This window comes from Pseudoalteromonas sp. MMG006 (genome assembly GCF_018101025.1).
GTDB lineage: Bacteria > Pseudomonadota > Gammaproteobacteria > Enterobacterales > Alteromonadaceae > Pseudoalteromonas.
The window spans coordinates 1-23,587 of the sequence record NZ_JAGJEJ010000008.1 but is presented as its reverse complement, the minus strand read 5'-3'; the positions used below and the strand labels follow the sequence as shown (position 1 = coordinate 23,587).

At 39.4% G+C, this 23,587-nt stretch carries 17 protein-coding genes; 3 read left to right on the top strand and 14 right to left on the bottom strand.

The genetic code is table 11. From position 1 onward, the window contains the following. The first annotated feature begins 84 nt into the window (after positions 1 to 84). Positions 85 to 2,637, top strand: coding sequence for a diguanylate cyclase (locus J8L73_RS09730; RefSeq protein ID WP_211016621.1), 2,553 nt, complete (start codon positions 85 to 87; stop codon positions 2,635 to 2,637). Positions 2,638 to 2,653: 16 nt separating this feature from the next. Here J8L73_RS09730 and rep read toward each other — a convergent pair whose 3' ends face one another. After that, positions 2,654 to 4,672, bottom strand: a complete 2,019-nt coding sequence (gene rep / locus J8L73_RS09725; protein ID WP_211000285.1) for a DNA helicase Rep — start codon at positions 4,670 to 4,672, stop codon at positions 2,654 to 2,656. A 161-nt stretch (positions 4,673 to 4,833) separates the two neighbouring features. Here rep and J8L73_RS09720 point away from each other — a divergent pair, with 161 nt between their 5' ends. Beyond that, entirely contained in the window at positions 4,834 to 5,097 is a 264-nt protein-coding gene (locus tag J8L73_RS09720; protein ID WP_211016610.1) for an accessory factor UbiK family protein, read from the top strand. Positions 5,098 to 5,311: 214 nt separating this feature from the next. Here the strand turns inward: J8L73_RS09720 and J8L73_RS09715 are convergent, their stop codons facing one another. The 8 genes from J8L73_RS09715 to ilvG form a co-directional block, all read right to left on the bottom strand. After that, on the bottom strand, positions 5,312 to 5,956 hold the full coding sequence (locus J8L73_RS09715) for a short chain dehydrogenase (protein WP_211016609.1): 645 nt from the start codon (positions 5,954 to 5,956) through the stop codon (positions 5,312 to 5,314). Between the two features lie 8 nt (positions 5,957 to 5,964). Further along, positions 5,965 to 6,624: a carbonate dehydratase gene (can, locus tag J8L73_RS09710; RefSeq protein WP_211000283.1), complete on the bottom strand. Its 660-nt coding sequence runs from the start codon at positions 6,622 to 6,624 to the stop codon at positions 5,965 to 5,967. A 31-nt stretch (positions 6,625 to 6,655) separates the two neighbouring features. Then, positions 6,656 to 7,831 (bottom strand): methyltransferase, encoded by a 1,176-nt coding sequence (locus tag J8L73_RS09705; protein ID WP_211016607.1) that lies wholly within the window; start codon positions 7,829 to 7,831, stop codon positions 6,656 to 6,658. 57 nt (positions 7,832 to 7,888) lie between these two features. Next, on the bottom strand, positions 7,889 to 8,923 hold the full coding sequence (locus tag J8L73_RS09700; protein WP_211016604.1) for an ABC transporter substrate-binding protein: 1,035 nt from the start codon (positions 8,921 to 8,923) through the stop codon (positions 7,889 to 7,891). Between the two features lie 92 nt (positions 8,924 to 9,015). Beyond that, positions 9,016 to 10,569 carry a threonine ammonia-lyase, biosynthetic gene (gene ilvA / locus J8L73_RS09695; protein WP_211016602.1) on the bottom strand — a complete coding sequence of 518 codons (1,554 nt, stop codon included), beginning with the start codon at positions 10,567 to 10,569 and terminating at the stop codon, positions 9,016 to 9,018. A 2-nt stretch (positions 10,570 to 10,571) separates the two neighbouring features. Further along, positions 10,572 to 12,428, bottom strand: a complete 1,857-nt coding sequence (gene ilvD, locus J8L73_RS09690; RefSeq protein ID WP_211016600.1) for a dihydroxy-acid dehydratase — start codon at positions 12,426 to 12,428, stop codon at positions 10,572 to 10,574. Between the two features lie 99 nt (positions 12,429 to 12,527). Continuing rightward, the gene (ilvM, locus tag J8L73_RS09685) at positions 12,528 to 12,770 is read right to left on the bottom strand and encodes an acetolactate synthase 2 small subunit (RefSeq protein ID WP_006793049.1); all 243 of its coding nucleotides are present in this window, start codon (positions 12,768 to 12,770) and stop codon (positions 12,528 to 12,530) included. Continuing rightward, on the bottom strand, positions 12,767 to 14,416 hold the full coding sequence (ilvG, locus tag J8L73_RS09680) for an acetolactate synthase 2 catalytic subunit (protein ID WP_211016598.1): 1,650 nt from the start codon (positions 14,414 to 14,416) through the stop codon (positions 12,767 to 12,769). Before ilvG ends, ilvM begins: the two co-directional genes overlap by 4 nt. A gap of 666 nt (positions 14,417 to 15,082) precedes the next feature. Between ilvG and J8L73_RS09675 the strand changes: the two genes are divergently transcribed. Further along, on the top strand, positions 15,083 to 15,961 hold the full coding sequence (locus J8L73_RS09675; protein ID WP_211016596.1) for a TraB/GumN family protein: 879 nt from the start codon (positions 15,083 to 15,085) through the stop codon (positions 15,959 to 15,961). 51 nt (positions 15,962 to 16,012) lie between these two features. Here J8L73_RS09675 and J8L73_RS09670 read toward each other — a convergent pair whose 3' ends face one another. The 5 genes from J8L73_RS09670 to J8L73_RS09650 form a co-directional block, all read right to left on the bottom strand. Further along, complete coding sequence (locus tag J8L73_RS09670) at positions 16,013 to 17,422, bottom strand: ATP-binding cassette domain-containing protein (RefSeq protein ID WP_211016595.1); 1,410 nt, start codon at positions 17,420 to 17,422, stop codon at positions 16,013 to 16,015. 52 nt (positions 17,423 to 17,474) lie between these two features. Beyond that, the gene (locus J8L73_RS09665) at positions 17,475 to 19,220 is read right to left on the bottom strand and encodes a response regulator (protein WP_211016592.1); all 1,746 of its coding nucleotides are present in this window, start codon (positions 19,218 to 19,220) and stop codon (positions 17,475 to 17,477) included. A gap of 155 nt (positions 19,221 to 19,375) precedes the next feature. After that, complete coding sequence (locus J8L73_RS09660) at positions 19,376 to 21,709, bottom strand: fatty acid cis/trans isomerase (protein ID WP_211016591.1); 2,334 nt, start codon at positions 21,707 to 21,709, stop codon at positions 19,376 to 19,378. After that, positions 21,706 to 22,071, bottom strand: coding sequence for a hypothetical protein (locus tag J8L73_RS09655; protein WP_211016589.1), 366 nt, complete (start codon positions 22,069 to 22,071; stop codon positions 21,706 to 21,708). Before J8L73_RS09655 ends, J8L73_RS09660 begins: the two co-directional genes overlap by 4 nt. A gap of 141 nt (positions 22,072 to 22,212) precedes the next feature. Next, entirely contained in the window at positions 22,213 to 23,016 is an 804-nt protein-coding gene (locus J8L73_RS09650; protein WP_211016587.1) for a VOC family protein, read from the bottom strand. Positions 23,017 to 23,587 lie beyond the last annotated feature (571 nt).

Here is a 23,587-nt window from a genome sequence, read left to right as displayed (position 1 = left end):
CCACAATACTTACTTGACCTGTCCCCTTAAAAGTGAAATTATAAGAACAATAACTATACAATAAAAAATCGCCGGTCAACGTCATTGGAAGATAAACTCACTGTACCGAGTAAGTTAGCGTATCAAAATAAAAAGCTCAAAGCGCTATTAGAAAAGTACAAGCAATCTCACCATCTACAAAGTGCCCTGATACAATTATCAGAGCAAGCGAGCACTGTTGCCGAGTTAACCCTACTTTACCCTGCCATCCACGATATATTGCAAAAATACTTACCGAGCAAAAGCTTTTATGTGGTGCTTTCCAATTCGTATAACAATTCATTGGAACTCTCTTATTTTTCAGATGAAAAAGACGGGATTGCTGTTCCGCTAAACCAATCTAATAGTTTTGATGAAGGGGCTACGGGTTATGTATTTAAGCAAGGTAAAACAACCTACTTTACTAAAAAGCAAATGCAGCAAGCTGCAGCTAATGGCTTGTTTAAAGCATTAGGAACACCTGCAGAGCATTGGGTAGGCGTACCTGTTTACCAAGAAAAAAATATTATAGGTGTACTCGCGGCACAAAGTTACGATACCCAGCAAGGGTATAGCTGTGAGCAAATACAGCTATTAGAAGTAATGTCACTTTATTTGGCAACGGCAATTGAGCGGGTAAAAAAACGTGAGTTACTTGAGTCAGAAGTAAAAATTCGTACCCGTGCACTTACGCAAAGTAATGACGCGCTGAATATTGAAGTGGAGCAACGAAGACACGCACTGCAAAGACAACAAATATTATTTAAAATTTCTGAGCTTGCCACACAAGCAAAAAATATTGATGATGCCTATCTTCAAATACATCAGATAATAAAAACCATTACTTATGCCGACAATTTATATATTGCGCTATATAACAAAGATAGTGGATGGATAGACTTTCCCTATTACGCTGATGAATTTAGAGAGATAGCAAAGCCACGGCGTTTTGCTAAAGGTTATAGTGAGTTAGTAATTAGTACTGAGCAAACACAACTCATACACCCTTGTAGAGCTAGGGAGCTATTAAAAAGCGGCGTTGTACAACGCTCAACCCCTGTCCCTTTAGAGCAAAAAGCAACGAGTTGGCTTGGTGCTCCTCTCAAAACATCGCAAGGTGTAATGGGCTTAATTGTTTGCCAAGCGTATAATAACAAACATATTTTTAGTCAAGACGACAGTGAACTAATTACCTTTGTATCGCACCAAATTGCAGCTGTTTTACAAACTAAGCTAGCTAATCAAGCTATTGAAAAAAGTCACCAAGAGCTTGAGTTTAGAGTTAGTGAAAAAACAAAAGAGCTTCAACAAACAAATCTGCATTTGCAAATGCAAATAGATGAGCGAAAAAAAATTGAACAGCAACTTTATCACGATGCTCATCACGACTCATTAACTGGCTTACCCAACCGTAGCTTATTTTTAACACAGCTAGAAAAAACACTACAAAATTATCAGCGCTTTCCAGAGCATCATTTTGCTGTACTGTTTATTGATTTAGATAAATTTAAAGATATAAACGATCAGCTAGGGCATCAAGCTGGCGATCAGTTTTTAATAAGCGTGGGTGATTTGTTTGCTCATTGTATACGTGAGCATGATTTACTTGCACGTTTAGGTGGCGATGAATTTGTTATTTTATTAACTCATCTAACTGAACCACAACAAGCAGAAGATGTTGCGAATCGTATTATTGAGATAATGAAAAAACCATTTTGCAGTAAAGGCACGTGTATTAAAAGTGGTGCTAGTATTGGTATTACGTTTTCACAACCACAATATACTCATACAGATGAAATTATACGTGATGCGGATGCAGCGATGTATTATGCTAAAAATTCAGGTCGAGACCGCTACGAGCTCTATCATCCATTATTAACGCAATCAATTCCTACACAAGAATCACAAACACTTCATCATCTAGACCTGCTCCCAATGCATTTTAAAAGCAGCGAAATTATTACACTTAATGAACAATTTCAATCAGAGTCTTTATTTGAAGCCTTTGGCGAACACCCTGTTTTAGGTTGCACTAGTTTTGATATTTTGAAAAAGTTTGCAACGGATAAAGATCAGCACGTACAAGTTGAATTAGAATTATTGCAACAAGCGTATTCGCAAGCCATTAGTGCGGAGATCGCAATGGCACTTGTACCCTGTTCAACTATTTTGCTTGAACAGCTGGAGTTTATTGTTTTTACCGAGGTATTGAATAAACAACAAGGGCAAAGTCAGCTTTGCTTATTATTTGATGAGCAAGAAATTCGCCATGCCAGTGCTATGCAAATAGATAACCTCAAAAAGTTACCTCAGTTAGGGTTTTCTATTGGGCTTAATAACTTTGCCAAAGATGGGTGCGAGCTAAACTTACTAACTGAAATAGACTTTGATTATTTACTGCTTAGCTCAACATTTAGCAAACGTGTTTTACAACAAGATAGCGTTGATTTACAGCTACAAGGGGTGCTTGCAATTACCCAGCTTAAGAATATGAAAGTGATTGCAAAAGGCCCGTCCATACTTAATTTTAGAGCCCTATTAGATAAGCACGGATTAGCTTTTTTTGTAGGTAAGCAGCACACGCTCACACACACACAAAACATATCTGCGGTGTCTTAGTCACAGCTAAGTTAAGCTACTCTGGCTTTTTAAGCATAGCCCGTAAATTTGCAACACGAGCTTGGCCTTTTTCCATTCGCTCAGCTTGAGTGTTGGGCGCTTTTTTATTCTCAAACGCCAAATCGTCTTGCGGTAACTCTTGTACAAACCGGCTTAGCTCCGTTTGCGATGTTTCTCCAAACTGACGACGTATTTTTGCATACGTTAGTGTCAACTCTTGTTGGGCACGGGTAATACCTACATAAGCCAAGCGGCGCTCTTCATCAACGTTGTCTTCATCAATACTTACTTGGTGAGGTAAAAGCCCCTCTTCCATACCAACCATAAACACATACGGGTACTCTAAGCCTTTTGATGCATGCAGAGTAAGTAGTTGCACTGCATCTGACTCGTCTTCTTCCTCGTTGCGCTCAAGCATATCGCGAAGGGTTAGTTTACTTACAACTTCAGCGAGCGTCATCGGCTCATTATCAGCATCGCCTGTGAGCATATCGGTGATCCATCGATACAATTCAGAAACGTTTTTCATCCGCATTTCAGCCGCTTTTGCGCTCGGTGATGACTCATACAAGTACGCTTCGTAGTTTATGTTACGAACTAAATCTTTAACGGCTTCGAGTGTATCGCTGCGCACTGCATTATCAGATAACTCCACTACCCAGCGAGCAAACCCCGAAAGCGCATTTAAGCCACGGCCTTTAAGTCTGTAGCCTAAGTCGTTATCAAAACAGGTGGCAAATAAACTTTGGTGCTTTTCGTTTGCAAGCGTTCCTAACTTTTCAAGGGTGACTGTACCTATTTCACGACGCGGTGTATTAACAATACGTAAAAAGGCGTTATCGTCATCCTGATTAACGAGTAAGCGTAGATACGCCATAATATCTTTAATTTCTGAGCGAGAGAAAAACGACATTCCACCGCTTATTTTATAGGGTATTCGGTTGCTCATTAATGATTTTTCAAAACCACGAGCCTGATGATTCCCGCGATACAAAATAGCGTAATCTTTATAACTCGTTCGCTTCATAAACTTATGAGATATGATCTCTGCAACCACACGCTCCGACTCGTGCTCTTCATCACGACAACCAATTACTTTAATGGGTTCGCCGTAACCTAACTCACTAAATAATTTCTTTTCAATATCGTGCGGGTTATTTGCAATCAGTATATTTGCCGATTTAAGAATCCGTTGTGCACTACGGTAGTTTTGCTCAAGCTTTATTAGCCTAAGGCCTGGGTAGTCTTTACTTAAAAGAATTAAGTTTTGCGGCCTTGCACCACGCCATGAGTAAATAGATTGGTCATCATCACCTACCACAGTAAAACGTGCGCGCTCGCCAACAAGTAGCTTAACAAGCTGATATTGACTGGTATTGGTATCTTGATACTCATCCACTAGCAAGTACTTAAAGCGCTGTTGCCATCGCTCTCGAGAAGTCTCGTTATTAGTAAGTAACAACGTTGGGATCATAATAAGATCATCAAAATCTAATGCGTTATAGGCGCGTAGCTGAATTTGATAACGCGCATATAGCTGCGCAAATAAAGACTGCTGTGCATCACGTGCCTCACGCACTGCTTGCTCTGGTAAAACGAGTTCATTTTTCCAATTGCCTATTTGCATTTTTAATAGCTTGAGTAAGTCTTTATCGTTTTTTAATTCGTCTTCTGTTAAATCGTTTAAAAGCTGGTTTGTGTCTTGATCATCAAATAACGAAAAGCCCTCTTTAAAGCCTAACGTTTTTAACTCTTTTTTTATTATTTCAAGGCCTAAGGTATGAAACGTTGATACCCATAATCCTTTTGCCTCTTGCTTACTAAGCGTTTGTAATACGCGCTCACGCATCTCTTTAGCGGCTTTATTTGTAAACGTTACAGCTGCAATATTTCGCGCTTTGTATTCACATTGTTGTACCAAGTAAGCAATTTTATTTGTTATAACACGAGTTTTACCAGAGCCTGCGCCAGCTAACACTAAGCATGGACCACTAATATATTTTACTGCTTCATCTTGTTTAGGATTGAGTTTCATAACGACCAAAGAGATTTAAAAGACGCGCAATTTTAACGTAACCACCACAGCAGGCAAAGCAATTGCCTTAATTAATTCGATAAAGATGATCATGTGTTAAATACAGTGGGTATAAGGTAATATGAGTTATTATCATTTTAGGCAAGGCCGAAGGGACAATTATGATCAACCCAGCAAAACTTGAAGAAATTGCAAAGCAAATCACGAGCAATATGCCACAAGGTGTAAAAAATTTAGCGGACACACTTGAAGGTAAAACTAAGCAAGTTTTACAAAATAAGCTTGCTGAAATGGACTTTGTAAGCCGTGAAGAATTTGATGTGCAAAGCCAAGTGCTAATTCGTACTCGCGAGAAATTAACTGAATTAGAAGCAAAAGTTGCCCTACTTGAGCAGCAGATAAGTGCTAAAACAGACGCTGAATAATCAATACCAACCTGCATAAATCTTTGATCAATTTAACGAATTAAATTGCACTATAACGTCGTTAAAAATTTTTTATTTAGAACAAATAGATACAAAAATTTTTGCCTAGTTCTAGCGTAATTTTCTTAACGTTAAATAAACCTCATATATAAGCAGATTGGTATAAGCGTAAAAATACACAAGGCAGCTTAGGCTGCCTTTTGTATTTTTAGCTTTATTTAAATAACTCATCGAGCACGTAATACGATAACGCAGCTTGCTGCTCAATGCTCACCGTATACATTTTTTTCGCAACTTGCTTGCCCGTAATTGGCTTATACCGCTTTAAAAAAGGCAGCATTGTAATAACCGGGAAAAGATAACTCCCTATTTTTTCGGCCACTCTTAATTGTTTACGCTCACCGAGTAACAAAGAAGGCTGAAAAATACTGCACTTAGCAAAATTAAGCTGCTTAACGTGAAGTTCAAGCGCCCCTTTCATTTTTAAGTACGCGCTGCGGCTGTGTGCATTAGCCCCGCTTGAAGAAACTAAGCAGTAATGGGGAATATTGTTATTTGCAGCTAATTGCGCCGCTATAAATTGATAATCAAAATCGACTTTACGCTGCTCAGCTACTGAGCCCGCTTGCTTAAGTGTGGTACCTAAGCAAGAGAAAAAAACATCGCCTTTAATTAGCTCTGAGTGTTGAGTCAGCTTATCAAAATCAATCACATGATTTACTAATTTAACATGCGAGATGGCTAAATCACGACGGCTTAAAGTCACTACCTTTGAGTAATCTTTACTACTGAGTAGCTTATGCAGTAGCTCATTGCCCACTAAGCCTGTGGCACCTATTAAAACCGCCGTTTTAGCCATGCGCTTAGTTACTCACAACCCGCTTTTTGAAAAACGTGTTGTATCGCTCTTTTATAACTTTCCGTTTCTTCCTCGGCGCAGGTAACAACCGCTTCTAAGTCATGCAAATGACCATTTTCAAGCCCGTAAACCCAACCATGAACCGTTAAATCTTGGCCCTTTTCCCATGCGTCTTGCACTATGTTAGTTCTACACACATTACGTACTTGCTCTATTACATTGAGCTCGATAAGACGGCTCAAACGCTGTTTCTCATCCATAGTATTAAGGTGCTCAAGGTGCTTTTCTTTTACATCTCCAACGTGGCGTAACCAGTTATCAATAAAGCCAAACTTAGCATTGTCCAATACAGCTTGTACGCCACCACAACCGTAATGACCTACTACCATAATATGTTTTACTTTTAGCACTTCTACCGCGTATTGCATTACTGACAAACAGTTGTGATCGGTGTGCACTACAACGTTTGCTACATTGCGGTGTACAAATAACTCACCAGGTAATAAATCAACTATTTGATTGGCTGGAACGCGAGAATCTGAGCAACCAATCCATAGATACTCTGGATTTTGCTGCATTGATAAAATTTTGAAAAACTCAGGGTTTGCTTCACTCGTGCGTTTAGCCCAGCGTTTGTTATTTTCGAATAAATTTTTTAGCTTTCTCATTGCGTCTCTTATTAAGTCGAGGACAGGGAATTTAATTTATATTGGCAAGGATCAGTATATTACGAGGCGTTAACTGCTTTTCGCAAAACGTGTTAATGTTTACTTGATAACCTTGCTGCTGCAAATATAAAGCACGATCGAGCACAAGCCAAACTTCTATTGCCCTTCTGAATACATGTCGAACCAGTTCAATTCGGTCAGTGACTGTTTTTCTCTTCTGGCCAACACTTAAAAATAACTCATAATCAATATCTTGAGGTAAGGTTAATGCTTTCTTTTCAGCAGCCCATGAACAAAATGATTTAAATGAATCTGAAAATATTGCCTTATTAACCGATGGGACACTTACATAAGACTGCTCATTCGTTATCGACTTTCTAAGCGCATCAAAGCCGAGTCGCCATTCAAGCTCCGTTTTACGCACTTTATCTAATCGAGATGGAGCGGTAACCGTTTCTTGTAAAGCTAACTTTAAATCTCGATGAGTTAAATTAAGCTTACTTTGCTTTGCAGTTTCACTCATTGCTTGATAGTTATTTGGCGTATACAAATGATAGCAACAGGGGGAGAAGCTAATTTGCTTGGCTTTAGCAAAGCATGCTTTTTGCATAAATACTTGATGTAGTGCCCCACATGCATGCAGTGCAACAGCGTGAGTGTCTTCGTTAAAAAAAGACTGAGTGTCGTCACTAAGCACATCGGCTTGGCTAAAGTGCATTGGTAAGCCTTGCTGCTGAGCACTTTTTTGTCCTTGCTCACATAAATTAGCCTGAAGCTCAATACTGTGCACACTACTTGCGCCATTAAAAGCAAGCATTCTGCCTAAGTGCCCTTTACCTGCACACCACTCTAAAACAGGTTGGGTAGTATTAGGTAATGCCGATACAAAGTCTTGTAGCTGCTCAAACTTGCGCCCTTTTATACCGGTACTAATCCAAAATGGGTATTCACTGCGAGATACATCAATTTGCGGGATTTCGCACAGGGTTTCGAGGTCATTTACGTTATTTATATATGGAGTAAAAAATTCATACAACCGCGCTTGATCGCAATCAAGCTCAGCGACTTGTTGATCAGTTAAGCTATTAAGTAAGGTCGTTAACTCAGGCCACGGGAGGCTCTCAAAATCAAATGCGGTACATTGCCAATAGTGGCGAGTACTCATTAAAAATGCATCTAGAGCAAAAAATCGTTCAACTAACGTCATAACAACTTAAACTAAAATAAAGACGATTTATTATACCAGTTAAGTGCTTTTACACGTCTACTTTTTACTAAAAATAAGCCGTAAGTACAGCGGAATAGAAATTATGCTCACCAGTATTGCAGCAATTAACATCCACGATAACTGCATGGTTTCTGGCTCTTCGTAGTTATAAATAAAGCCAGCTTTTACTTCATCAAACTCATTTTTCCCAATGCCATATAAGTCAGCTATAAGCCGCCATTTTGCCATCGACATATTACCTAAATTCGTTGTTGGCGGTACAATATACTCCCGCAAAACCTCTGCCTCGTACGCTAATTGATGAAAGTTTTTATGTGTAGCGTATTTTAACTGCGTAACAGCAATAGCCTCATCCATGTTCATAATGGCATAACGCCACCCTTTCAAACTTGCTTGATAAAAGTTCTCTACTGTTTGAGGATGCTTTTTAAGCATATATTCGTTAGTAAATAAAATATCACTATAAACGTCCATTCCATATCTTTGCGGACACACAAGTCTGTGGGCTATGCCTTGCTGCGTCATGTTATAAGGCTCATTCGTCACATAAACCTGCATGGCATCAAGCTTGTTTTCTATCCATGCTTGCGTCGGATTTTTACCACCATAGACTTCGAGTTTATCGACATCGATTCCGCTGCGTTTAAGCATGACTAAAAGCTCAGTTCCATCTATTCTACTTACCTCAGTAATACGCTTATTAACAAAATCCCGAGGGTGAAAAATGTCAGACGTATCTCTAACCATCCAACAATAAGGAGAAAATTGTAAAATTGCAGCCATTGCAACAAAAGGTTGCCCCATAACTTTTTGTTGTAAAATACCTGAATGCGCAACGCCAAATTGGGCGTTATTAGAAGCCACCGGAGAGAAAGTATCGGGCATTGAAGGGTTAGCTGGCTTAATTGTTACGTCTAGGCCGAGTTCTTTATAATACCCTTTTTCTTTGGCCATGTAGTAACCGGCAAATTGAAATTGATGAGTCCATTTTAGTTGTAACGTAACAGATTCTTGTGCAAAACACGGACTACAAAAAAACAATGTTACGAGTATTAATCCTTTAATAGGCAACTGGGAGTTCCAAATAATGGTAAATACTTGTAACTATATGTAAAAATAGAGATAAAGCAAGCACCCTACTAAGGGTGCATACTTATAGATAATTAAGCTGAAATTAGGTTTTCGGCTTTAAGATGTTGGGATTGAGTAGTTAAAAATTGCGTAAAACACGGGTTTTGTGTTTCATCTTGAACGCTGTAACCTAAACGGTTTAAGTGCTCGTTAAACATATCAAACTGACTTGGTTCAATAGCAAAACCAGCCAATACATTCCCCATTGAGCCACCGTGGTTACGATAATGAAATAGCGTAATGTTCCAATTACTACCAAGCGTATCTAAAAAGCGCGCAAGGGCGCCTGGGTATTCTGGAAATTCAAAACGCAGTAATCGCTCGTGTAACTGCTCTGGCGCTTTACCGCCAACCATATAACGTACGTGCAATTTAGCGAGCTCGTTGTCTGACAAGTCACAAAATGCATAATCGTTTTTGGTGAGGTCTTGTTTTAATTCGTTGAGCTCTTGCTCACCTTGGCGCAGTGCAATACCTACAAAAATTTGCGCTTCACCTGGGCCCGCATAACGGTAGTTAAACTCAGTAATAGCACGCCCCCCTAAAGAAGCACAAAACTGTTTAAAGCTGCCTTTTTCTTCTTTGATGGTAACGGCTAATAACGCTTCGTTTTTTTCACCTAGCGCAGTGCGCTCAGCAACATAACGCAGGCGATCAAAGTTTAAATTTGCGCCCGAAAGCACAGCGGCTAAATGCAGTCCTTTTAAACCCGATTGCTGGCTCCACTTTTTAAGGCCTGCTGTTGCAAGAGCCCCAGAAGGTTCTGCAATTGCGCGGGTAGAGACAAAAATATCTTGCATAGCGGCACATATTTCATCGCCAGTAACGGTCACAACCTCATCGCAAAACTTTTGCGCTAAGCGAAATGTTTCACTGCCGATTATTTTTACCGCTACGCCATCGGCAAAACTGCCGACACGATCAAGCTCTACAGGTTCTCCCGCTTCAAGTGCAGCTTGCAGACATGCACTTTCATCTGCCTCTACACCAATAACTTTTATATCAGGGCGTAATGACTTGATATAAACAGCCATACCTGCAAGTAAGCCGCCCCCGCCCACAGGTATAAATACTGCATCAAGCTCGTTTAGTTGCTGCATTAACTCGCGAGCAACTGTACCTTGCCCAACAATAACATCGGGATCGTCGAAGGGCGGAACAAATACACCATTTCGCTGCTCTGTAAGTTCAAGCGCATGTGCTTTTGCAGCATCGAATTGATGCCCATGTAGTACCACTTCACCGCCCAGTGCGCGTACCGCACTTACTTTTATTTCAGGCGTGGTAACGGGCATAACAATAGTGGCTTTATGACCAAGGTGCGAAGCACTAAGTGCCACACCCTGAGCATGGTTACCAGCCGATGCCGTAATAACCACAGACCCTTTAGGTAACTTATTTAATTTATTATAAGCACCGCGTAACTTAAACGAATACACAGGCTGTTGATCTTCACGCTTTAACCAAACATGGTTGCCTAATTTATCACTGAGATCGCGCATTTCGCTCACCTCAGTGACTTTAGCCAAAGGCTCCATATTTGCCTGAATGATAGCGCGAAAATAATCGAGCTCTTGAGAAACCATAATTAGCTAAGCTCCTCCAGTTTGGCTAAATCACGTACTGCGCCTTTATCGGCACTCGTTGCAAGTAGTGCATATGCTTTTAATGCAGACGATACGTAACGCTCACGATCAACCGGTTTGTAGGCTAATTTTCCGCGTGCTAGTTGTTTTTGCTTACGCGCTTCAAGCTCTTCATCGCTTAATGCCAAGGTGATTTCACGCGTAGCAATATCAATAACAATTTTGTCACCATTTTCAACATACGCAATAGCACCGCCACTTGCCGCTTCTGGCGATACGTGGCCAATAGATAAGCCTGATGTACCACCTGAGAAACGACCATCGGTGATCAATGCACACTTTTCAGCTAAGCCTTTTGATTTTAAGTAGCTCGTTGGGTACAGCATTTCTTGCATACCAGGGCCGCCTTTAGGACCTTCGTAGCGGATAACAACTACATCGCCAGCTTTTACCTCATCGTTTAAAATGCCTTCAACTGAATCATCTTGTGATTCGTACACCACTGCAGTGCCTTCAAAATGTAGCATTTCATCAACAACACCCGCGCTTTTAACAATACAACCGTCAACCGCTAAGTTACCTGAAAGCACAGCTAAGCCGCCATCTTGTCTAAATGCATGTTCAACACTACGAATACAACCATGTTCTCGGTCGTTATCGCCTTCATCCCAACGGCACTCTTGGCTCATTGCTTTTGTAGTACGAATACCAGCAGGGCCTGCACGGTAAAACTTTTGCGCCGCTTCGTTTGTAGGATCTGTCGCATCCCACTTTTTAACAAGCTCACCCATTGTCATACCCGCTACGTGGTTTACCGATAAATCAACTAAACCGGCTTTGCCTAGCTCACGCACAATCGCCATCATGCCACCAGCGCGATGCACATCTTCTATGTGATACTCTGGTGTAGCTGGGGCTACTTTGCATAAAAACGGGGTTTTACGAGAAAGCTCGTCAATGTGCGACATATCAAAATCTACGCCGGCTTCTTGTGCCGCTGCTAATAAGTGCAATACGGTATTTGAAGAGCCACCCATGGCAATATCAACAACCATAGAGTTCATAAAGGCTGTTTTATTAGCAATAGCGCGAGGCAGTACGTCTTGGTTATCTTTTTGGTAGTACTCACGGCATAAATCAACAATGCGAGCACCCGCTTCTACATATAACTGCTTACGATCTTTATGGGTTGCAAGCGTTGTACCGTTACCTGGTAGTGCAAGGCCAATAGCTTCTAATAAGCAGTTCATTGAGTTTGCAGTAAACATGCCTGAACACGACCCACAAGTAGGACATGCAGAGCGCTCTACTTGCTCTGAATCTGCATCACTTACTGTTTCATCTGCGCCTTTAACCATGGCATCAACTAAATCTAGTTTAATATCAATGTTAGCAAGTTTCGTTTTACCCGCTTCCATTGGTCCGCCCGATACAAAAATAACCGGTATATTTAAGCGTAGCGCTGCGAGCATCATTCCTGGAGTGATTTTGTCACAGTTAGAAATACAGATCATCGCATCGGCGCAGTGCCCATTAACCATGTACTCTACTGAGTCGGCAATTAAATCGCGAGAAGGCAGTGAGTAAAGCATACCGCCGTGGCCCATTGCGATACCGTCATCAATAGCGATGGTATTAAATTCTTTTGGTACGCCACCCGCCTGAGTGATTGTTTCAGCCATTAACTCACTAAGCTGATTAAGATGTACGTGCCCTGGTACAAATTGTGTAAACGAGTTAACTACAGCAATAATTGGTTTACCAAAGTCTGTGTCGGTCATGCCTGTTGCGCGCCATAATGCACGTGCGCCTGCGCGTTTACGTCCTTCAGTTGTTGTTGCACTTCTTAATTTAGCCATAGTTACCTCTGTTTTGCCGCTCTGTAAGCGGGCATTCCTCATTCTAAAAATTGGTGAGTAACTGTTATTCAATTACTCGTAAATTTGTGTCGTTAGCAATTACACAGCTTGTTGCTGTAAATTTTGTAAAGTGATTTCTTTAACGTCCACCAGCTTATTTAACTGGCTTGTTAAAAGATGGATTGGTTTATCGCTGTCTACTGTCATTGCAACATTGTAGTGGCCATCATCCATATTGAGCTGAAAATGCGTAAGATCAAAACCACGGTGACGCACTACACGTAAAAAACGCTCGACCGCTATACTTTGGCTCTTTAATGCAATAGTTAGGCTGTGTTTCATTGTGCTTTCTCCGTAATCATTTCGTCATTTGCAGCCCCAGGTGGTACAAGTGGCCATACGTTTTCTTTATCGTCTATGCAGGCATGTACTATGTACGGCCCTTTACTGTTAACTAATGCTGTTATTGCATCATCAACTTGATTTGCATGTGTAATTGTTTGCCCAGGAATACCAAATACAGCGGCTAATTGAACAAAATCAGGGTTATCTGACAGGTTTGTTTCAGAGTAACGTCCTTCAAAAAATAGCTCCTGCCATTGGCGAACCATACCTAAGCGTTGGTTATCTAATATTAGTATTTTTACTGGTAAATTGTTACGGCGAATAGTGGCAAGCTCTTGGATGTTCATCATGATTGAGCCATCACCCGACACCGTGATTACAAAATCATCTGGGCGCGCTACTTGTGCACCAATGGCGGCAGGTAAACCAAAGCCCATTGTGCCTGCACCACCACTACTTAAATGGTTGCTCGGGTGGCTAAATTTCATGTGTTGCGCTACCCACATTTGGTGCTGACCCACATCGCAGCACACTACACCTGTTTTTGGCATACGCTGGCTTAATTGGTTCAATAAATACGGGGCAAATACTTTTTCGCCTGGGTAGTCGTAGCGCCACGCATGCTTTACGCTTAACTGCTTATTTGTATCGCACCATGCTTTAGGGGTTACAAAGCACTCAAGTGCCGGTAATGACGATTTTAAATCAGCAATTAATGAGGCTTTAGCAGGTTTACGTTTACCTACTTCAGCTGCGTCAATATCTAAGTGGATTACTTTTGCTTTGGCTGCAAATTTAGCTAAGTTACCTGTTACGCGGTCATCAAAGCGAGCGCCTATACACACTAATACATCGCACTCTTGTACTGCTATATTAGCGGCTTGTGTACCGTGCATGCCTAGCATGCCTAAGTAATGTTCGTAATCTGGTAATACACTGCCTAATGCCTTAAGTGTGGATACTGCTGGCATCTGCGTTTTATTTAAAAACTGCATTAACTCATTTTGTGCATCAGCGGCTTGCACGCCGCCGCCAACATATGCAACTGGCTGCTTTGCTTCACTTAATAACTGATTTGCAATGGCAACTTGGTTTAAATCAAGTTGCGGTAAGTATTCATCAGCCGCTAACCAAGGTTTAAAAGGCACTTGCGCCATTTGAATGTCTTTTGGAATATCTACAAGTACAGGACCTGGGCGACCACTTTGGGCTAAGTGCATAGCCTCTTGTAGTATTTCGGCTAAGTCTTCTGCTCGCTCTACCATGTAACTGTGTTTTGTACACGAAAGCGACATACCCAATACATCTACTTCTTGAAATGCATCTGAGCCAATGGCTGCAGTAGGTACTTGGCCGGTAATTGCTAACAATGGCACTGAGTCCATCATCGCATCGGCAAGTGCTGTTATTAAGTTAGTTGCCCCTGGGCCTGAGGTTGCTAAACATACGCCTAATTTACCTGTGCTGCGGGCATAACCTACAGCAGCAAAGCCAGCACCTTGCTCATGACGAGTAAGGTAATGTTTGACTGGCGCGCCATACAGCGCATCGTAAATTGGCATAATAGCTCCGCCTGGGTAGCCAAATACCTCTTTTACGCCGTGCTTGGCTAATAAATCGATTGTTAGTTCTGCGCCTGTCATTAATTAATCCTCATTCCTCAGTGACAACCCAATTAAATACTTACTTAAAACTTATAGCTAAAATCTTTAAAACTTTGTACTTAAAACTAAAAAGCCCTCCGAACGGTTAGGTGCGGAGGGCTTTTTAATGCTTAAGTTTATAGCACTACGAAGCCCTCGCGGGAATAATCACCACGATAATAATCAGGACTAGGTTAAGTGCATTTGTAAGCATGTAATTAATACCAAATTTAAATCATTTGTTACGAAAGGTAATCTTTCGCTCTGTTATGTATTAGTACCGTGCTGAGCCCTTTAAGTCAATACCAAACTCAATTCAAAAAAAACACTAAAACTCAAATTAAGTGGTTTTAAAATTCACCACAAATCCATTTAAAGGATTTTTTATGCTTTAATTTCAAGCATGGAAATTCACTATTCTTATATCTCTCATTTATGGTTTGATTAATTTTTGAGGTTTTTTGCAAATAAAAAATATTTATTTTCCTCAGGGAATACGTAGGTTCTCTTAAGCAATTCTTAAGTGTTGTTACATAGCATGACGCTGTTATTTTAAACGAGCCTAAATAACGAAAATAATACCCTTACATTTAATTTAACACTGCCCCTAAAGTGAATTTAGGTTAGTATTTATCTAACTCAACAATGAGATTTTAAGGACAAGCCATGAAAGCAATGCCTCGTATTAGTCACCTTTTTATTATAGTGCTGTTTACAGTACTCAGTTTTAATAGCCTTGCGGCACCGGCTTTATATAAAGTAGAAAAAAACGGCACTAGCTCGTATTTGTTTGGCACAGTTCACGTAGGTGATGCCAGCATGAAAGGTTTGCCAAAAAAAGTAACCGAGGCTATAGATCAAAGCGATGAAGTGATTGTAGAAGTAGATATTAGTAAACTCACGCCACTGCAAATGCAGCAACGCTCAATGCCATTTATGATGCTTAAAGACGGCAAAACTTTACAAACAGAACTATCAAAACAAAATTACAATAAGCTTAAAGATTACTTTGCTAAAAAGTCGATTGATATTGCTATGTTTAACGGCCTAAAACCGTGGGCTGTAATGGTAACCATGATGCAAATTGAGTTTCAAAATGCAGGTTTTTCTGATCAAACGGGCATAGATAAGCAAGTACTTGCTTACGCTAAAGAGCAAAAAATTAGAATAGGCGAGCTCGAAACGCTAGAGCAGCAGTTACAAATGTTTGATGGTATGGCGCTGTTAAGTAACGAAATGATTGAAGAAACGTTTGAGCAGCTTGCCGACATTAATACCTACTTCATTAAGCTAGTAAACGCATGGAAAAATGGCGATATGGATACGCTTACCGAGTACTACAACATGAGTTTTGACGAGAGTAATTACGGTGAAATAAGCGAGCAAGTTATGCTAGTTAATCGTAATGATAAATGGGTTGAGCAACTAGTGCCTCGTTTAGCTAATGAAAAACTATTTATTGCTGTTGGTGCGTTACACCTGCCAGAGCAGCATGGTTTAATAAAGCAGTTAAAAGATGAAGGTTTTAGCATTACTCGCCTTTAAATTATAATCTTGAAGGCTAGGCGTATTATGCTTAGCCTTTTGCTTTAATGCTTAATGAAAATCTTCCATTTTTAAGTAATTCTCTATTCCTTTAATTTTGTCTGCCGCATGGTGATTTACATAAATCACAGTACTTGTATTAGCCGCGCATACTTTCTCGATTAATACTAACACCCGCTGCCTATTCGCTTCATCTAGCCCTAAGCAGGGTTCATCTAAGATAAGTAATGTTGGGTATTTTACCATTGCGCGTACAATTAATAACATACGCTGATCGCCATAAGATAGCTGGGTAAATGAGGTATTTTGTTTATCGCTTAAGCCTATTAATGCAAGCCACTGCTTGGCGATATTTACTTGTGAATCATTCGGTTTTTGATATAAACCAATGCTGTCATAAAATCCTGAAATAACAGTATTAAGTGCCGATATACTTACTCGGTAATCCATATGAAGTGCATTTGATATAAAACCTATATGCTGCTTTATATCCCAAATACTTTCGCCCGTACCACGTTTAAACCCGAACACCTCAATGTCATTGTTATAGCACTGAGGGTTGTCTCCTGTTATTAAGCTTAATAAGCAGGTTTTACCTGAACCATTAGCTCCACTTAGTTGCCAATGCTGATGCTTTTTAATAGTCCAGCTTAAGTTTTTAAATACAGTTACATCACTGTAACTAACTTTGGCATTATTTAATTTGACTAAAGTCTCCCCGGAAAATAGCGATTGTAACTGTGTGCTATCGGGTTTTGGTACACTTAATGTAGTGTGCTCTAAATGCAGTAATTTTAGTAAGTCGTTTAACTGTTCAATACTTGGGTTAGCTAATGTATGGATTAAGCACCCTTGGCTAACATAACCATAATGAGAAATAAAAGCAGGGATTTCATCCAGACGGTTTAAGACAAAAACAAAAGTAATTGTTTTACTAAGATCTACTAGTATTTGATTAAGCTGCAGGCACGAATCCGCATCAAGTCCATCAAAAGGCTCATCAAGCACCACTAAATCACTGCTTGAGCTAAGCGCATTAATGAGTAATAACTTGCGGGTTTCACCGGTTGATAGGTCTCTAAAGCGCCTGTTTAGTAGCGTATCAAATTTAAAAAGCTCAATAAGCTGAGTTAAAAGGCTGCTGTGTTGGTTTTGCGAGGTAAATATAAGATCTTTTACTAGGCTTTGCTTTTCATGCTCTAACTCATTTGCTAGTAATTGCTTTTGGGAATCAGATGAGACCAGCATCAACTTGTCAATGTTACTTAAACGTTTTCCACCCTCACACTGTGCCTCGCCTATTAAGGTAGCCGTTAGCGCTGATTTACCTGCGCCATTACCGCCTAATAATAGCCAATGTTCTCCCAAATTTACTTGCCAATTTAAAGTACTAATATTGTAACGGCTTTTACCCTGCCCTTTTAAATAACCATTAAATTGCTGAAGTGTAATTGACTGCACGTGTGTTTCCGAGTAAACAATAAAACAATAACTTAGCGCATATTTAAAGGGCTTAGCAAGCACCTTCGCTACACGGGTTACTAATTTTACTTATACTATTTAAAGCATCCTCAATTGCCTGCTGACTAATGGGCTTATAGATGTGAGCATTAGCGCCATTTTCATATACTTCTTCCATATCATCATCTGAGGTATTTGCTGTTACAGCTATAATTGGCATCGTTTTTTTAAGCTCAGCACGTATTTTTTTTATGGCTGTGAAGCCATCCATTACTGGCATATTTAAATCCATAAAAATAATATCGTACTCGTTTTGACTCACCATATCACATGCTATTTCTCCATTTACGGCGCATTCGTAGCTTAAATTTAAAAGAGTAAGTATACGTGTGAGTAACATAGTATTAAGTGGGTTATCCTCAACAACTAAGCACGTTAGATTGCTGTTTAATGTATGCTCTTCAAGCGCTTCTTTATGGCTTATTATTGGTAAACTTAAAGTTACTATAGCACCATGCGGCTCGTTATTTTTAAAACTAATTGTGCCATGAAGTGCCTTAACTACATACTGTACGCGGGTAAGTCCGGTTCTTAACCCTTGAAAGTGATTACTCTGTTTGAACGAATCAAATTCAAGGTCAGCAACTGCCTGAGAAAAACCACAACCAGTATCTTTCACAGTTAAGCAAAACTCATTATTTAAAAGCTTTGCAAATACATTAATTTCACCTTCGGCAGTAAATTTAATCGCATTGCTCATCAATTCAGTAAACATGTGCTGCAAGCGCTGGTGATCTAATTTACAAATACAATTTAACGATTCATCTAAATGACTCGTTAATTTTATACCTTTTTGCTTACATACATATTCATAAGCTATCACTACTTTATTGCACGACTCTAATAGGTTTTCATCTTTTAAATGGGGTACCCACTTCCCTGCACTTAATGCCTGCAGGTCTTGTAGCTCATCAAGCATGGATATTAATCTGAGAGAGCAATATTTTGCCTGAGTTTTAATACTTTCTTGCTCAGAAGTTACCTCTAGCGCTTCTATAGATGTGATTAAACCCTGTAAAGGTGTTCTAAATTCGTGGCTTGCTCTGGCAATAAAATGCTCTTTGTTTTGGCTAATCTGTAGAACAAAATCTTTTTGTTTTTGTAATTCAGACAGCGTATTTGTTACCTCTTTCTCCATTGGCATAAAAACAAATCTTAGCTCAATTAGTAGTAATATCATGGCTAATAGCCAGCATAATATTTCTAAATTAGAAACCCAGTTAACCTTACTGAGCGCGCTTTGCTCATATAAGCTAACAGCCTTATCGAGATTTAATAAAAGCGTTTCTACCTCTTCAATAGAAAAAACTGACTGCTTTACCTCTCCTTTTTGGTATAACAACTTCTCTGCTTCTAATATGTATTGTGTGACGCTTTTATCTAGTTGTACTGGCTCATATAGGTATAACTTTATAAGTTCAGGCGTTAAATATTTATATTCCCCGTCAGGGTTTTGCGCTAATAATTGTTGATGAGCAGATTTAAATACATTTAAAGATTTTTTTAGAGATTGAGTGTGTAATGCAGAGTAGTTATTTGTGTTAAGTATAGTATTACTATGCCATGCTATTTTTTGCGAGAGCATCCTTTGCTTACCTGCAATATTAATAATTTTAGCATCAAACTTTTGAACCGAAATACTTAATTGGAGTAATAATGCAGAACCACTGATCAAAAGCGCAATAGCTAATAACGCCCATCGGTATCGTTTTCTAACACTTTTGATAATATTGAACATGTAAGAGCCTGTTTTTTTATTTAAGTGTAGCCTAATTTTATGGAACGCAAAATCAGTAAGAGTAATACCATTTATATGATTAAGTAAGCTACGTTTAGACAAAAAAGCGATGACAATAAAAACCCAGCAAAAGCTGGGTTTTATAAAGTTAAACGTTATCTATTTTCTAATCGGTTGTAATCAAACATTCCATGTTCTATACCACGATACTCTTTTGCCACAGAGTGTAAAATGTCGCTGTATTGCCAAAACTGTGGATGAGTACGGCGTATTCCAAATTTACTTTTTAAAGCACGATAATCAGCTTCAATTTGCATCATTGGCAACTGCTCGGCAAATGCACTAACTTGTTGCTCGTTATTTAAATACCAAATAGCAGCAGGATAATCACCTATAAAGCCAGGTACTATTGTAGCTGTATCTTCATCATAGGCGCGCTGGCCATCTTCGTTTAATAAACTCGATATATTATAGTGTGCATTATGATGGATGATTGTATAACCTTTATGGCTATTATCAGCTTGCTTAACAAGTACAAAAGAAATTTGAGGCAATAAATTAACCGCTTTAGCAGGCATATTATTTATTGCACTTAACGGCTCTGGCACTTTAGTGTAATCGTACCTCTCACTTAGTACAGGCGCTAAAGTCTCCTTCATTAAAGCGTATAACTCGTGCTGTGGGTTATCGGTTTTATACTCAATACCGCTTGGCTGGCTAAATTCGCGATTATTTTTAAAGAACTTAGATAAATCTGGTGGCGAGTTACGATACCACTGCTTTTTAATTTGATTACGCTTTGCCTCTGGCAGCAATGATAAAAAGTTTTGCTCGCCCTCTAAACGTAAAAAATCCATATATAAGCGTGTCACTAATTGATGACCAATATTTCCGTACACATCAAAACCGGCTACAAGTAAATAGTGGATGCGCTCAAATAAAGCATAATCAAGTATCCAAGTTGTTTTAGGCTCTTGTCCTATAAAACCTTTAACCACAGTAGCACTGTCAAAATGACGAAAAATAGTTAAAGCTGCGTTCTTATTATGCCCATCACCTTTCCAAAGCAAATCGGTTGTAAGATGCTCGCCACCTTTAAACATCTCGTTTGCAAGCTCAACTTTAGCCTGTAAATATTTTTTTTCACGTACTGAATATTTAACCCAGCTAGAGATAGGTAATGCATTACTTTCTTCAGCTGCAGGAAGTTCTAAAGCATCTTCGTGCTGTACAAGCATTTGCCCTACAGCAGGTGTGGCTACTTTATCAGGGTCAGCAAAAGCTACCCAAAAATGATCATTAATGACGTTTAGCGCAATCTGACCACGACAAACAGGCCCTTTTATAAAACCCATAATAATAAGTTCTGCTTCATCAAGCATAAACTGATACTTAGAATTAATCGGAATTACTTCAAATGTTTTAAATGGATTTGAAGCCGACTCAGCTTTATAACTTGGCATTTTAGTTACGGTGTAATCAGGCGCAATAAACTGCTCGTATAAACGCAGTAACTTAGCTTCATTAAGCTCAAGTGGTAAATGTGTTTTAGAAAGAATAGTTGAGCGTTCTTGCATGAAACGATAGTAAACACGGCTAACTTTAGGATCATCATATGGGCGGCGCGTGTTGATTAGCTTTATTGTTTCACCAGGGGGCGTACTTGAACGCACAAGTTTAAAAAAGCTTTGTGGGTTTTCTGGAGTAAAATAAATGTGCGCTAAAAACCAATGTTCATATATATAACGGGCTGATAACTGATACTTTAAACTATCTTGATTTAAAAATGCTTCCCAGCCTTTTATCTTGTTTAAATCAAATTGGCTAGGTGGCTTAAGGTGCGACATTTTACCGCCACCTTTAAGCCAGTTTTGTAAATGATTAAACTCTTCCCGCGATACCCCAGGTAAACCATAAGGCATACCTGCATGAGGTTGCTCATCCGCAAGTCGACCAAATTCGCCCATTGTGGCACATGTTTGCGAGCGACTAAGTGAAAAATCAAATTCATCATCTAATACTTCATTAGCAGGTAATTCATGGCTTTGCTTTAATACCAAACTATTAAATAGCACGCTACCAGCTAAGTTGGCCTCTTCTGTTTGAGCGCGCTCATTAAGCACAGGCGTAAAGTTTTTCTCTCGCCATTGCTTTGTATCAGTAGCATCAAATAATAAACGGCTCGGTGTAGTGGCAAGTAAACGTGTTCCATCATAAACAAGGTCTTTGCTTAGCCCACGATCAATCCCCTCAGGCGATGAAAGCTTCAGCTGACAAGGCGCATCATAACAGCCATGACATACAACACAGCGAGTATCGAGTACTGGTTTTACATTTTGTAAAAAATCAGCTCCAGCACCCGTGGTATGTGAAACAATACGCTCCTGTGTTTGCTCTGCACCGAATACATTATCGTAATGAGCGTTACCCAAATATGCACAACCACTCAAAATGATCAGTACTAAGGTGCTTATTAGTATTTTTTTCACTCTTCATCCTCATCACCTAAGTCAAATGTTGGCATCATATCCATTTGTGGAGACACAAACGTTTGTTGCTCTGAGGTATTTAGAACCACACTTAATAAAGGACCATGAGTTAAAGTAATTTGCGCATCGTGCTCTTGTTCTAAAGTTGCTGAGTACACCGAATCTGTAATTAATAGCTGGTAATTACTTAGCGTAATAGCAACACTGCTATCTTCGCTCGGGTTTTGGCAAATTTGAGTTAATAACTCATCATTTAACGCAATAGAAATTTCAAAATCAGGTTGCTCTAAATCTCTTTCACTTAAAGTTTCATCAAGAAGAAATAAAGGAAGGGTTAAGTTGCTATCTTGTTCAATTTCCATTGTGCTCTCAGTGCTACTAGCTATTTAATTATGTGCATTATAGCAAGAAAAATTAAACATTAATTCATAATGGATAGTCAAATAACGTGGGGAACTTAGTTATTGGTATTAAATAATATTATCTTTAATACCAGCATATATTTACGTTAATGAACTACTAAACATATCTGATTGTATTACCGAAAATACAGCACCTTGAGGATCGCAGATAACACTAAACCGACCAACATCAGGAATATCTGTCGCAGATACACACACTTGCCCGCCAAGCTCTTTAACTTTTTTAATAGCTGTATCGCAATTTTCAACAGCAAAATAAATCATCCAATGAGGAGGAATATCTGCCGGCCACTCTTTTGTCATCTCAAGCATCCCTGCGATAGGTTTACCATTAACTAAAAATAAGGTGTATTGCATATTATCCATTGGCTTTGTTTCACTTTGCCAACCCAGCAAAGAACAGTAAAAATCTTTACTTACTTTAGTATCTCGCGTTGCCAACTCATACCAATATGGCGTGTTTAGCTCCTCAATACGTTTACACCCTTTATGCGCATTCCCTTGCCACAGAGCAACAGTTGCTCCAACAGGATCTTTTATCATTACTATTCTGCCAGCATCCATTACGTCATGAGGACCCGCAATAATTTCAGCACCAAGGCTTTTTGCTTTTAAAGCACATTCATCGACATTATCTACAGTAATATATGCCAACCAATAACTCGAAACACCCGCAGTAACCTGTTCTTGATCCATTTCATACATAGCTGCAATATCATCACCTTGTTTTTGCAGCATGGTGTAATATAAATTTTCTCCAATTGGCTGGTCATCATACCCCCAATCAAATAATGAAGTATAAAATGCTTTACCTTCTTTCCAGTTATGAGAGCAAAGCTCAGACCAACAAAAAGTACCATGCGGATGATTTTCAATTTTACTCATTATAAATCCCTTATTATTCTAATTTTATATAACTGAGTTCTGTACTCTATTTGTAAATTTATAAAGTAACAGTTATTAAATTTAGACTAGAGTAATAATTGTTCTGAGTCGACAAAAAGAAATACATGCCAGGAAGGTTTAAATAAAAACTATTTTAGTGAGGCCAAGGCTAACACCCAATCTACTCACTTTTGATTACCAACAGCCGTGGAGAGTTACAGTAAAATGTTACTGTCTTGGCCGACTGCGATATTGCGTGATTTTAGTGTCATTTAACATGCTTTTAGCGTCAGGAGTCGCTATGCCCGACCTCCGTGATAAAGGCTTGATGAGTGTCTATCAATTGTGCGTATTTCACTTTTCTGCAGACGTAAAAAAGCCCGACTCTTTCGAATCGGGCTTTCTACAATTTGAAGTCGGTGCGCTACGCAGTAGAATGTTCTACTTTCACATAGCAAATGGGATACTATCATTGGCCGGGGCTCGCCTTTGAGGTGTTTTGTTTGATGTATAGGAATACCCTGGAGTACAGGAGATACGAGAGCGGCAACTACTGAGCTCTGCATGGGCC

Excerpts from the sequence above, each read along its gene's own strand:
- rep (WP_211000285.1), bottom strand. The coding sequence starts at position 4,672 with ATGAAACTCAATCCTAAACAAGATGAAGCAGTAAAATATATTAGTGGT.
- ilvM (WP_006793049.1), bottom strand. The coding sequence starts at position 12,770 with ATGAAACACAGCCTAACTATTGCATTAAAGAGCCAAAGTATAGCGGTC.
- J8L73_RS09705 (WP_211016607.1), bottom strand. The coding sequence starts at position 7,831 with ATGACGTTAGTTGAACGATTTTTTGCTCTAGATGCATTTTTAATGAGT.
- can (WP_211000283.1), bottom strand. The coding sequence starts at position 6,624 with ATGAGAAAGCTAAAAAATTTATTCGAAAATAACAAACGCTGGGCTAAA.
- J8L73_RS09650 (WP_211016587.1), bottom strand. The coding sequence starts at position 23,016 with ATGAGTAAAATTGAAAATCATCCGCATGGTACTTTTTGTTGGTCTGAG.
- J8L73_RS09665 (WP_211016592.1), bottom strand. The coding sequence starts at position 19,220 with ATGTTCAATATTATCAAAAGTGTTAGAAAACGATACCGATGGGCGTTA.
- ilvA (WP_211016602.1), bottom strand. The coding sequence starts at position 10,569 with ATGGTTTCTCAAGAGCTCGATTATTTTCGCGCTATCATTCAGGCAAAT.
- J8L73_RS09675 (WP_211016596.1), top strand. The coding sequence starts at position 15,083 with ATGAAAGCAATGCCTCGTATTAGTCACCTTTTTATTATAGTGCTGTTT.
- ilvG (WP_211016598.1), bottom strand. The coding sequence starts at position 14,416 with ATGACAGGCGCAGAACTAACAATCGATTTATTAGCCAAGCACGGCGTA.
- J8L73_RS09655 (WP_211016589.1), bottom strand. The coding sequence starts at position 22,071 with ATGGAAATTGAACAAGATAGCAACTTAACCCTTCCTTTATTTCTTCTT.
- J8L73_RS09720 (WP_211016610.1), top strand. The coding sequence starts at position 4,834 with ATGATCAACCCAGCAAAACTTGAAGAAATTGCAAAGCAAATCACGAGC.
- J8L73_RS09715 (WP_211016609.1), bottom strand. The coding sequence starts at position 5,956 with ATGGCTAAAACGGCGGTTTTAATAGGTGCCACAGGCTTAGTGGGCAAT.
- ilvD (WP_211016600.1), bottom strand. The coding sequence starts at position 12,428 with ATGGCTAAATTAAGAAGTGCAACAACAACTGAAGGACGTAAACGCGCA.